This is a genomic window from Kitasatospora sp. NPDC015120, assembly GCF_043080305.1.
Taxonomy (GTDB): Bacteria; Actinomycetota; Actinomycetes; order Streptomycetales; family Streptomycetaceae; genus Kitasatospora.
This window is the reverse complement of sequence record NZ_JBIBVJ010000001.1, coordinates 834,321-846,289: the sequence shown is the minus strand read 5'-3', so window position 1 is coordinate 846,289 and position 11,969 is coordinate 834,321. Positions and strand designations below refer to the sequence as shown.

Genomic DNA, 11,969 nt, shown 5'->3' with positions numbered 1-11,969 from the left:
GAGAGGCAGGCGGCGGACGCTAGCACGCAGCCGGGGAGGCCGGGGGTCCGGCACGGGAGGGGAACCGGAAGTCCGTAGGCGAATTCACTCGCTCGCACCACCGGTCCAACGCCGGCGCCCGAACCGGGGTTCCGATGCGTAGCCGGACCGGTCCGATGTGATCACCTCCCTCCGGTGCATCCGGCCGTACCGCACCGGACACCGGTTTTCGGCCACCCGCGGCCGGGGACCGGCTACCGCAGAGCACTCGACCCGGAGGAAGCCATGGCCTACCAGTACACGGTCGTCACTCCGCACGGCGATGTCCACCTGGACACCGACCACCACCACACCGCGTTCGACACCATCGAGGACTTCCTGGAGCACCACAAGCAGACCATCGCCGCCGCCGTCAGCGTCGGCACCCTGGCCGTCACCGGCCTGGGCGTCTACCTCTCCCACTTCCGGGGCGGGGCCCGGCTCCGCTGACCCCGGTCGGCCCGACCGGCCCGGCCGGCCCTGAGCGCCGCAGCCCCGCTCCGCGACGAGGAGCGGGGCTGCGGCCTTCCGGCTCCGGGAGGGCGGCTTGACGGCACATCTGGTTAGCCGCCATATTACTTTCATGGTTCAGCAGCCCGGGGCCGGCGACGGCGCACCCACCCTCGACCAGGCCCGCCGGCAACTCTCCCGCTACGGCCTGGCGGCCGACCCGCAGGCGATCCTGGTCGCGGCCCGGCTGATGGCCGCCGGATCCCGGCTCGGCCAGGCCGGTGAGGCGCACTTCGCGCGCTTCGGCCTGTCCACCGGCCGCTACCGGTTGCTGGCCGAACTGGAGGACCACGGCGGCGAGAAGCCGCCGTCGCAGCTGGCGGCCGCGCTCGGGGTCTCCCGGGCGACCGTGACCGGGCTGGTCGACGGGCTGGAGCGGGACGGCCTGGTGGCCCGGCGCCCGTCCGCCGAGGACGGGCGCGGCAGCGTCGTGGTGCTGACCACGCGCGGAGCGCAGCGGCTGCGGGACATGGCACCCGAGCACTTCGAGCGGATGCAGGCGATGGTCGGCGGCCTGTCGGTCGAGGAGCGCACGCTCTTCCTCGATCTGCTGGCCCGCCTGGTCGAGGGCATGTCCGCCCTCACCGACGACTGACGGCCGGGGACCGGACCGGTCCCCCGAAGGGCCCGGCGAGGCCTCCGGTACGGCTCTCCACACCCCGGCAGTCAGCCACCTCACCCCTTATAGTTAGCCACCTAATCACCTGGAGTCCTTCATGCCCGCCGCCTCACCCACCGAGGAGCGGCAGCCCGCCGCTCCCGCCACCACCGCACCGCCGCCCTTCGTCCTCTGGCGCGAGGTGCTGGTCGCCTACGCGGCACCCGCCGTCATGGCCGGGACCGGCGGCCTCGCCACCGGGCAGCCGGAACTCGGGCTCGCGGCCGTCACCACCATCGCCGGCACCTCGGCCCTGGTCGCCGCCCTGGTCGGCGCCCGGCACCGCAGGCGCCCGGCCGGCTCCTGGGCGGAACGGGGACCGCGCCCGCTCGTCACGGCCCTGTTCGGCCTCGGCGCCGCCGCCCTCGCCCTGGCCCTCGGCACCGCCGGCGCGCAGTTGCTGCCCCGGATCCCGGCCCTGGCCGACAGCCCGTGGCCGGGGCGGCTCCGCTTCGACCTGCCGGTCTCCGCCGCGATCGCCGCGACCGCGGTCACCTGGCGCTGGCGCGGCACCCGCCCGCGCCGCCGCCGGGCCCGCTGACCCGGCCCCCGCACCACAGTCCCTCCGAACACCCTCCCGGCCACCGTCCCGAGATCCCGAGAAGAGAGACCCCGCATGATCACCATCATGGGCGCGTCCGGCGCCACCGGCGGCGCCACCCTGCGCAGCCTCACCGCCCAGGGCGTTCCGGTCCGCGCGCTGAGCCGCGACCCCGGCCGGCTGCTGGCCGGTCTCGACGCCCGCACCGCCCCGCTCGTCGAGGCGGTCGCCGCCGACGCCGAGGAGCCGGACTCCCTGCGCACCGCCCTCCGGGGGACCAGGCAGCTCTTCCTGACCATGGCCAACGGCCCGCGTCAGGTCGCGTACGAGCTGCTCACCGCCGACCTCGCCGCGGACGCCGGGGTGGAGCACGTCGTGAAGGTCTCCGCCCCGGCCGTCGAGCCGGACTCCCCGGTCGCGGTCTCCCGCGGGCACCACCGGGTCGAGGAGCGGCTGCGCGCCCACGGCCTCACCACCACCGTGCTGCGGCCGTACGCGTTCATGCAGAAGCTGCTGCTGCTCGCCCCCGGCATCGCGGCGGCCGGGCTGATCCACGGCACGACGGGCACGGCCCGGTGCAACTACGTCGACTGCCGGGACATCGGCGACGTCGCGGCCGCCGTGCTCACCCGCCCGGAGACGGCCGGCGGCAGCCTGACGCTCACCGGCGGCCGGGCGTACAGCCACCCGGAGCTCGCCGGGCTGCTCGGCGCCCTGCTCGGCCGGCCGGTGCGCTACGTGGACCTGCCGCCCGGGGAACTGCACGCCCACCTGGTCGCCCGGGCCGGCATGCCGGACTGGCTGGCCGCCCATGTGGTGGAGATCCAGCGGCTGGCCGTCGAGCGCCCGGAGGCCCCGGACGATGCCGCCGCCCGGCTCACCGGACGGCCCCCGCGCACCCTGGAGGCCTTCCTCCAGGAGCACGCCGAGCGGTTCCGCCACCCCTTCCACTGACCCCGGCACCCCCTCGGACCGGCCCGCCGCACCCCCGGGCGGCGGGCCCTTCACCCCGAAGGAGCAGTATCCGGTGTGGCATGGATCACGGTCGGAAAATCGACCTGACGGTCCGTCAAAACGACTGACAGTTCGTCACATATGATCCACGGCGCCTCAGTTATGAGCTGACGTCTCGTCAGATTCGGCCACTCCAGGGCCAGTTGGGCGGAGTGTCGACCGCTCCGGTGTTCACCGCCCGGGGCTACCATCGGTCGGGTTGTCCGCTCCGGCCCCGGAGTGGGGTCACCCGGACAGGCCAGTGCTCCCACCGCCCCCAAGGGTCGGACATCGATCGGGACGGGGCGAGGACAAGGAGCACACGGCCGCCATGACAGCCGCACCCAGCCGGGAACCGGGCCCGGACGCCGCCTCCGGGCCGACCCCTGCCACCGGGCAGAACGCCGCCGGACGGGCCACCGCCGGGCCGGACACCGCCGGGCCGGGCGAGAAGCAGGCCCGCTACCCGGGCCGCCCCGCCGCCGCCCCGCGCACCCTGGTCGACATCCTCGACGCGACCGCCCGGCAGCACCCCGCCGAGCCCGCCCTCGACGACGGCCGCACCGTGCTCAGCTACCGCGCCCTGGCCGCCGAGGTCGAGCAGCTGCGCCGCCGCCTCGCCGCCGCCGGCATCGGCCGCGGCGACCGGGTCGGCGTGCGGGTGCCCTCCGGCACCAACGACCTCTACGTCTCCGTGCTCGCGGTGCTCGCCGCCGGCGCCGCCTACGTCCCGGTGGACGCCGAGGACCCGGACGAGCGCGCCCAGCTGGTCTTCGAGGAGGCCGCCGTCGCCGCCGTCCTCGGCGCCGAGCGCGCCCTCACCCCGGTCGGACCGGCCCGCGGACCGCTCGCCGACCAGACGGCCGCCGCGCAGCGCCCCACCCCCGCGGACGACGCCTGGATCATCTTCACCTCCGGCTCCACCGGCCGCCCCAAGGGCGTCGCCGTCACCCACCGCAACGCCGCCGCCTTCGTCGACGCCGAGGCCGCGCTCTTCCTCCAGGACGAGCCGATCGGCCCCGGCGACCGGGTGATGGCCGGCCTGTCCGTCGCCTTCGACGCCTCCTGCGAGGAGATGTGGCTGGCCTGGCGGCACGGCGCCTGCCTGGTGCCCGTCCCCCGCTCCCAGGTGCGCTCCGGCGCCGACCTCGGCCCCTGGCTGGCGGAGCAGGAGATCACCGTGGTCTCCACCGTGCCGACGCTGGCCGCGCTCTGGCCGGCCGAGGCGCTCAACGAGGTCCGGCTGCTGATCTTCGGCGGCGAGGCCTGCCCGCCCGAGCTGGTCCAGCGCGTGGTCACCGAGGGCCGCGAGGTGTGGAACACCTACGGCCCCACCGAGGCCACCGTGGTCGCCTGCGGGGCGCTGCTGACCGGCGAGGGCCCGGTCCGGATCGGCCTGCCGCTGGACGGCTGGGACCTCGTCGTCGTCGACGAGGCCGGCGAGCCGGTCGCCCCCGGCGGCACCGGCCAGCTGGTGATCGGCGGCGTCGGCCTGGCCCGCTACCTGGACCCGGAGAAGGACGCCGAGAAGTACGCGCCGCTGCCCTCGATGGGCTGGGAGCGCGCCTACCGCAGCGGCGACCTCGTCCAGGCCGACCCGGAGGGCCTGCTCTTCCTGGGCCGCGCCGACGAGCAGATCAAGCTCGGCGGCCGGCGGATCGAGCTCGGCGAGGTCGACGCGGCGCTCCAGGCACTGCCCGGCGTCGCCGGCGCGGCCGCGGCCGTGCGCACCGCGCGCGGCGGCAACCAGCTGCTGGTCGGCTACCTGGTGACCGGCGAGGGCTGGGACCGCGAGCAGGCGGTGCAGCGGCTGCGCGCCGAGCTGCCGGCCGCGCTGGTCCCGCTGCTGGCCCCGGTCGACACCCTGCCCACCCGCACCTCCGGCAAGGTGGACCGCAACGCGCTGCCCTGGCCGCTGCCCGACCTGGAGAGCGCCGGGCCCACCGAGCAGCTCTACGGCACCGAGGCGTGGCTGGCCGAGCAGTGGACGGAGATCCTCGGCGTGCCGGTGAGCGGCCCCCGGGAGGACTTCTTCGCGATCGGCGGCGGCAGCCTGGCCGCCGCCCGGCTGACCACCCTGCTGCGCACCCGCTACCCGAACGCGGCGGTGCTGGACATCTACCAGCAGCCGACGCTGCGCAAGCTCGCCCGCCACCTGGAGCGCACCGCCGCCGACACCGGCGAGGCCCGGACCGTCGCACCGGTGCCGACCCGCGCCAAACTGCTGCAGCTGCTCCTGCTGGTGCCGCTGTTCACCGTGGTCGGCCTGCGCTGGACGGTGGCCCTGCTGGCGCTCGGCAACCTGCTCTCCCACCTGGACGGCTACGCCTGGGCACCGACCGCCTCCTGGTGGGCGGTCGGCGCGGGCGCGGCGGTGCTGTTCACCCCGGCGGGCCGGCTGGCGCTGGCGGCCGGCGGTGCCCGGCTGCTGCTGCGCGGCCTGCGCCCGGGCAGCTACCCGCGCGGCGGCGGCGTCCACCTGCGGCTGTGGGCCGCCGAGCGGCTGGCCGAGGTGAGCGGCGCGACCTCGCTGTCCGGCTCCTGGCTGGTGCGCTACGCCCGGGCGCTCGGCGCCAAGGTCGGCGAGGAGGTGGACCTGCACTCGCTGCCGCCGGTGACCGGCATGCTCAAGCTGGGCCGGGGCTGCGCGGTGGAGGCCGAGGTGGACCTCAGCGGCTACTGGCTGGACGGCGACCGGCTGGAGGTCGGGCAGCTCAAGGTCGGCTCGGGCGCCGTGGTCGGCACCCGCTCGACCCTGCTGCCGGGCGCCCGGGTCGGCAAGCGGGCCCAGGTGGTGGCCGGCTCCAGCGTCACCGGGCACGTGCCGACCGGCCAGCGCTGGGGCGGCGCGCCCGCCGTCAAGCTGGGCCGCGCCGAGCGGAGCTGGCCCAAGGAGCGCCCGGTGCGCCGGGCCCGCTGGTCCGCGCTCTACGGGCTGAGCGGTACGGCGCTGAGCCTGCTGCCGCTGCTGCCCGCGGTGGCCGGGCTGGCGGTGCTGGCCCCGTTCGTCGACCCGGCGGACGGCCTGGGCGGCGCGCTCGGCGGCGCCCTGCTCGGCCTGCTGCCGGCCACCCTGGCGTACGGGGCGGTGTACGCGGCGCAGCTGGTCGCGGCGGTGCGGCTGCTGTCGGTCGGGCTGGAGCCGGGGGTGCACCCGCTGCACGGCCGGGTCGGCTGGCAGGCCTGGACGGTGATGCAGCTGATGGACCGGGCCCGGGAGATCCTCTTCCCGCTGTACGCGGGTCTGGTGACCCCGCTGTGGCTGCGGGCGCTGGGCATGCGGGTCGGCAAGCACGCGGAGGTCTCCACGGTGCTGGCGCTGCCGAGCCTGACCACGGTCGGCGACGGCGCGTTCCTGGCCGACGACACCCTGATGGCGCCGTACGAGCTGGGCGGCGGCTGGGTGCGGCTCGGGGAGGCGAAGGTCGGCGAGCGGGCGTTCCTCGGCAACTCGGGGATGACCGCGCCGGGCCGTTCGGTGCCCAAGCGCGGCCTGGTGGGCGTGCTGTCGGCGACGCCGGAGAAGGCGAAGAAGGGCGGCTCGTACCTGGGCATGCCGCCGGTGCGGCTGCCGCGCTCGGCCGACCGGGCGGACCAGAGCCTGACGTACGAGCCGCCGGCGCGGCTGCTGTGGGCGCGCGGGCTGGTCGAGGTGGCCCGGCTGCTGCCGGTGCTGGCCTCGGGGGCGCTGGGCGCGCTGACGCTGGCGGCGCTGTCCTGGCTGGCGCAGGCGTGGTCCCCGTCGGCGGCGGCGCTGCTGTCGGGCGTGGTGCTGCTGGCGGCGGGCGCGGCGGCGTGCGGGGTGGCGGTGGCGGCGAAGTGGCTGCTGGTCGGCCGGTTCCGGGCGGTGGAGCACCCGCTGTGGAGCGGTTTCGTGTGGCGCAACGAGCTGGCGGACACCTTCGTGGAGGTGCTGGCGGTGCCGTGGCTGGTGGGCGCGGTGCCCGGCACGCCGGTGCTGAACCTGTGGCTGCGGGCGCTCGGCGCCAAGGTCGGGCGCGGCGTGTGGTGCGAGAGCTACTGGCTGCCGGAGGCGGATCTGGTGACGCTCGGGGACGGGGTGTCGGTGAACCGCGGGTGTGTGGTGCAGACCCACCTCTTCCACGACCGGATCATGCGGATGGATACTGTCGTCCTGCGCGAGGGCGCCACCCTGGGGCCCGGCGGCATCGTGCTGCCCGGCAGCACGGTGGGTGAGCGCAGCACGCTGGGCCCGGCCTCGCTGGTGATGCGCGCCGAGTCCGTGCCCGCCGACACCCGGTGGCTCGGCAATCCGATCGAGGTGTGGCAGACCACCTCCTGACCGCCGTCCCCCGGGGGGCCGGCCGGGGTCCGCACCCCGTCCGGCCCCCCGGCGTCTCCCGCCCCCGACCCCCGTCCAGTCCCGTGTTTCCAGGAGCGTACGACCCGGTGAACCCCCGCCCGGCGCAGTCCCCGCAGCCCCCGCAGCCCGTCGCCCCGCCGGACCCCTACTTCCCGGCCAGCGGTGATCCGCGCTACCGGGTCCACCGCTACGAGCTGGCGCTGGACTACCGGCCGGGCCCGAACCGGCTGGGCGGTACGGCCCGGCTGAGTGCGGTCGCCGTGACCGCGCTGACGGAGTTCGCGCTGGACCTCGCCGAGTTCCGGATCGGCCGGGTGCTGGTGGACGGCAAGGCCGCCCGCTACACCCACCGGGCGGGCAAGCTGCGGATCCGCCCTCCCCGGGCGCTGACGGCGGGTGCGGCGTTCACCGTCGACGTGCACTACACCGGCAATCCGCGGCCGGTGCGCAGCCCGTGGGGCGGCCTGGGCTGGGAGGAGCTGACCGACGGCGCGCTGGTGGCCAGCCAGCCGGTCGGGGCGCCGTCCTGGTTCCCCTGCAACGACCGCCCGGCGGACAAGGCGACGTACCAGATCGCGGTCACCACGCCGTCCCCGTACACGGTGGTGGTGGGCGGGCGGCTGCTGACCCGCACCACCGGTTCGTCCAGCACGACCTGGGTGTACGAGCAGTCCGCGCCGACCTCGACGTACCTGGTGACGGTCTCGATCGGCCAGTACCGGCCGGTGGTGCTGGCCGAGCACCCGCAGGTGCCGCAGACCGGCTACGTGCCGGAGCGGCTGGCAGGGGCGTTCGCCACGGACTTCGGGCGGCAGCCGAAGATGATGGCGTACTTCGGGGAGGTGTTCGGCCCGTACCCGTTCGGCGAGTACACGGTGGTGGTGGCCGACGAGGAGCTGGACGTCCCGGTGGAGGCGCAGGGGGTGGCGACCTTCGGCACCAACCACCTGGGCGGCGGCTGGGAGCGGGAGCGGCTGGTCGCCCACGAGCTGGCGCACCAGTGGTTCGGCAACAGCGTCTCGGTCGGCGACTGGAGCCAGATCTGGCTGAACGAGGGGCTGGCGAAGTACGCGGAGTGGCTCTGGTCGGAGCGCTCCGGCGGGCCGGCGGCGGGCGCCCGGGCGGCGTACGCGCACCGGCTGCTGGCCGGGCTCCCGCAGGACCTGCGGCTGGCCGACCCGGGCCGCAAGCTGATGTTCGACGACCGGCTGTACCAGCGCGGCGGGCTGGTGGTGCACGCGCTGCGGCTGGCGCTCGGGGACGCCGCGTTCTTCCGGATGCTCAGGGACTGGGCGGCGTTCCACCGGCACGGGGTGGTGACCACCGCGGACTTCCGCGCCCATGCGGCCCGGTACGCGCGGGCGCCGCTGGACGAGCTGTTCGAGGCCTGGCTGTGGCGGCCGGAGCTGCCGCCGCTGCCGGCCGGCTGACGCCGCCCGCGGCGCCCGTCCCCGGTGCGCCGCGGGCGGGTGCCTCCGCGGGGCGCCGTCCCCGGCTCAGGCGAGCTCGGGGACGGCGCGGTGCAGGCCCTTGCGGTCGTAGTAGCGGGCCGTCACGAAGCCGAACAGCAGGGCCGCGACGGTGCCGATGGCGATCCAGGTCCAGGCCCGGGTGAGGCCGGCGCCGGCCTGCGCGTCGAAGAACAGGATGGCCCGTACGCCGTCGGTGAGCTGGCGCATCGGTTCGAACAGCGCGAGGAACCGGTAGAACGACGGCAGGGCGTCCAGCGGCACGGTGGCGCCGGAGGACGGCAGGCCGAGCACGATGAACACGAACATGCTGACCAGCAGGCCGAGGCCGCCGAAGGCCGCGTTGATCGCCTGGACGCCGAGGCCGACCGCGCTGCTGGCGCAGACCGAGAAGATCCACAGCAGCGGCAGGTGGGCGGCGTCCATGTCGAGGATCACCACCCCGGCCAGCATGATCAGCGACGAGGTGAGCAGCGACAGGCCCACCGACATCACGCACTTGACGGCGAGGGTGCTGGTGCGGCTGATCGGCACCACCGGGTGGCGGGCCCGCCAGGGGCCGACCTCGTTGTCGGCGTAGCCGAGCGCGACGTCGACGCCGTTGCCGATGATGTTGGCGCCGAAGAAACCGGCCAGGACCAGCAGCAGGGTGTAGTAGAAGGCGGAGAGCCCGAGGCCGCTGCGGTTGCCGATCGGGTGGCCGACGGTGGTGCTGAGGGCGACCGGGTCGGCGACCAGCAGCCGGGCCGCGTCGTCCAGGCCCTGGGCCTGCGGGAGGGCGGAGAGCCGGGCGCCGAGGGCCAGGGAGGCCTGGTGGACGGCCTGCTGGCCGATCTGGGCGGCGAGCGAGGAGCCGAGGCTGCCGACGCCCGGGTTGGTGTACTGGAGCACAGTGGGGCGCGCGGGCTTGGCGCTCGCGCCGCCGAGGGCCGCGACGGTGGCGGTGAACTCGGGGGGCACCTGGAGCGCGCCGTAGAGCTTGCCGGAGGCCAGCTGCTCCCGCGCGGTGGCCTCGTCGAGCTGCCGCCAGGAGACGGCGTCCCCCTGGCCGGGGGCGGTGGCGATGCCGGTGACCAGCTGTTCGCCGAGGTTCTGCCGCTGCCCGGCGACGTCCGCGCCGCGGTCGGTGTTCACCAGCGCGATCGGCAGGTGTCGCAGGTCGCCGCGGGGGTCGAGGATGCCGCCGAGGTAGAGCAGCGACATCAGCAGGCTGAGCAGGCCGACCAGCACGGCCGGGACGGCCCAGACCCGGGGGTTGCGGAGCACCCGGCGGGCCTTGACGCCGGCGGGCGGCTCGGGCCGGCGCGGCTCGGGAAGGGTCGGCTCGCGATGGGAGGGCATGACGCTCCGGGGGGGGTGGTCGGTGATCACACGGACCCTAGGAGCGCCACGAGGACGGCCGACGGCGCCACGCCGCCGGGGTCACCCGCCCGCGCGGCGGCGCGGAACGGCCCGGCCCCTCCGCCGAGGGGCCGGGCCGTCGTACCGCGGGGGTGCGTCAGCCGGTGAAGCCGGCCGTGATGGAGGTGAACTGCCAGTCGTTCTGGGCGATGCCGGAGCAGGTCTCCTGCTGGCCGCCGCCCGGGCAGCCCCGGTCACGGTTGACCGACCAGAAGGCCATCCGGGCCAGGTGGTGGCTGTTGGCCCAGTCGCGGATCGCCGTCCAGTTCTGGACGCTGGTGACCTCGCCGGTGTCGCTCAGGCCGTTCATGCCGGAGATACCGATGTGCGCGTAGGCGGTGGCGTCGTCCCAGCCGAAGACGGACTTCAGCTTGTTCTTCAGGCCCTCGGTGGCGCTGACGGTGGCGGCGTACATGTCGGTCGAGGCGTTGCCGAAGTCGAACGGCATGATGGTGAAGACGTCGATGTCCGCGCCGAGCGCCTTGGCCTGCTCGATCAGCCGGTTGCCGTAGTAGGTCGGGCCGGTGGTGGCGGTGCCGAAGGTCACGATGGTGCGCAGACCGGGGTTGTTCTGCTTGACGATCTTGAGCGCACCGAGGATCCGGTCCTGGACGGCGGTGTTCTCGAACTCGTCGGTGTTCTCGATGTCGACGTCGATCGCCTTGAGGCCGTAGGCGTCGATCACCTTCTGGTAGGCGGCGGCGAGGTCGGCGGTGGTGGCGCAGTTGGGGCCGAGCTTGTTGCCGCTCCAGCCGCCGATCGACGGGACGACGTCGCCGCCGGCCGCGCGCACCGCGTTGATGGTGGCCTGGTCGACGCCGTTCAGCAGCGGCCGCTGGCTGTCCCAGGTGGGGTTGCAGCCGTTCTGGGCCAGGACGAACGCCAGGGTGAACCACTTGATGCCGGTGGCGTTCATGACGGTGGTGGCGGCCGGCGGGTTGCCCCAGCCGTTGTAGAGGTAGGGCGCGGCCTGCTTGAAGGCGCCCGGGGTCGGGCCGCCGCCGTTGGCGTCGGTGGTGACGGTCAGGGCGGTGGAGGCGGCCGAGGCGTTCCCGGCCGCGTCGCGGGCCTTGACGGTGAAGGTGTAGGCGGTGGACGCGGTCAGGCCGGGGACGGTCGCGGTGGTGCCGGTGGCGCTCGCGACCTTGGCGGTGCCCTGGTAGACGTCGTAGCCGGTGACGCCGACGTTGTCGGTGGCGGCGTCCCAGGCGAGGGTCACGCTGGTGGCGGACTTGCCGGTGGCGCGCAGGTTGCCGGGCACGGTGGGGGCCTGGGTGTCGGCCGGCGGGGTGCCGCCGCCGGGGCCGTCGAACACGATGTCGTCGGCGTAGTAGGTGCCCTGGCCGTACCAGCCGTTGACGTAGACCTCGGCGCTGGTCTGGGTGGCGCCGGTGGTGAACGAGACGCTCAGCCTGCTGTAGTCGGCGGCGGAGGTCCAGGCGGAGCCGCCGCCGGTGACACCGAGGTAGACGTAGCTGCCGCGGACCCAGCCGGAGAGCGTGTACGTGGTGTTGGGCTTGACCGCGACGCTCTGGACGCACTTGGCGGTGTCGCTCGCGGTGGCGGCGCCGGCGAGCGCCTTGCCGCCGCCGTGCACGGGGGTGGTGACGACCGATCCGAGACCGCCGGAGCAGGTCCAGCCGGACAGGGTGCCGGTCTCGAAGCCGCCGTTGGTGAGCTGGTCGGCCGCGTGGGCGACGGTGGGCGCGGTGAACGCCGCGGCAGCCGCGAGCAGCGCGGCGGCACCGACGGCGGGCAGTCGGGTGCGTTTGTGCAGCACCGATGACCTCCAGTGGGGGATGTGGGGGGTGGAGGTGCGGGGAGGGCCCCAAAATGGACTGGACCAATTGCTCATGTCAAGTGATGTCCGCCGGACGGACGGTGAGGACGCGTCGGGGCGGGGCGCACCGATCGGGAGAAAATGGGTGGAACGACCCGCCGGAGGCGCACTAGGTTCGTGGCGGGGGGGCCGGGGGCCCCGGGGCGGACCCCCCCGGGCCCCCGCCCCCCCCCCCCCACCCCCCCCCCCCGCGGGCCCCCGGGGCGCCCGGTGGC

Annotated in this window: 8 protein-coding genes; 6 read left to right on the top strand and 2 right to left on the bottom strand. The window is 75.3% G+C overall.

Translation table 11 applies throughout. The annotated features are described in order from the left end of the window. Nucleotides 1-264: 264 nt before the first annotated feature. From ACF1AK_RS03925 to ACF1AK_RS03900, 6 genes are all read left to right on the top strand, one after another. Nucleotides 265-468: a hypothetical protein gene (locus ACF1AK_RS03925; protein ID WP_391497151.1), complete on the top strand. Its 204-nt coding sequence runs from the start codon at nucleotides 265-267 to the stop codon at nucleotides 466-468. Nucleotides 469-601: 133 nt separating this feature from the next. Next, the gene (locus tag ACF1AK_RS03920) at nucleotides 602-1,123 is read left to right on the top strand and encodes a MarR family winged helix-turn-helix transcriptional regulator (RefSeq protein ID WP_391497150.1); all 522 of its coding nucleotides are present in this window, start codon (nucleotides 602-604) and stop codon (nucleotides 1,121-1,123) included. 121 nt (nucleotides 1,124-1,244) lie between these two features. Then, nucleotides 1,245-1,727, top strand: coding sequence for a hypothetical protein (locus ACF1AK_RS03915; protein ID WP_391497149.1), 483 nt, complete (start codon nucleotides 1,245-1,247; stop codon nucleotides 1,725-1,727). Nucleotides 1,728-1,802: 75 nt separating this feature from the next. Further along, nucleotides 1,803-2,681, top strand: a complete 879-nt coding sequence (locus tag ACF1AK_RS03910; RefSeq protein WP_391497148.1) for an NmrA family NAD(P)-binding protein — start codon at nucleotides 1,803-1,805, stop codon at nucleotides 2,679-2,681. 370 nt (nucleotides 2,682-3,051) lie between these two features. After that, complete coding sequence (locus ACF1AK_RS03905) at nucleotides 3,052-7,023, top strand: Pls/PosA family non-ribosomal peptide synthetase (RefSeq protein ID WP_391497147.1); 3,972 nt, start codon at nucleotides 3,052-3,054, stop codon at nucleotides 7,021-7,023. A 107-nt stretch (nucleotides 7,024-7,130) separates the two neighbouring features. Further along, complete coding sequence (locus ACF1AK_RS03900; RefSeq protein WP_391497146.1) at nucleotides 7,131-8,474, top strand: M1 family metallopeptidase; 1,344 nt, start codon at nucleotides 7,131-7,133, stop codon at nucleotides 8,472-8,474. A 66-nt stretch (nucleotides 8,475-8,540) separates the two neighbouring features. On the opposite strand, the gene ACF1AK_RS03895 is transcribed toward ACF1AK_RS03900, so the two are convergent. Then, nucleotides 8,541-9,854 carry a YhgE/Pip domain-containing protein gene (locus ACF1AK_RS03895; RefSeq protein ID WP_391497145.1) on the bottom strand — a complete coding sequence of 438 codons (1,314 nt, stop codon included), beginning with the start codon at nucleotides 9,852-9,854 and terminating at the stop codon, nucleotides 8,541-8,543. 157 nt (nucleotides 9,855-10,011) lie between these two features. Further along, nucleotides 10,012-11,769 (bottom strand): carbohydrate binding domain-containing protein, encoded by a 1,758-nt coding sequence (locus tag ACF1AK_RS03890; RefSeq protein ID WP_391497144.1) that lies wholly within the window; start codon nucleotides 11,767-11,769, stop codon nucleotides 10,012-10,014. Between the last annotated feature and the right edge of the window lie 200 nt (nucleotides 11,770-11,969).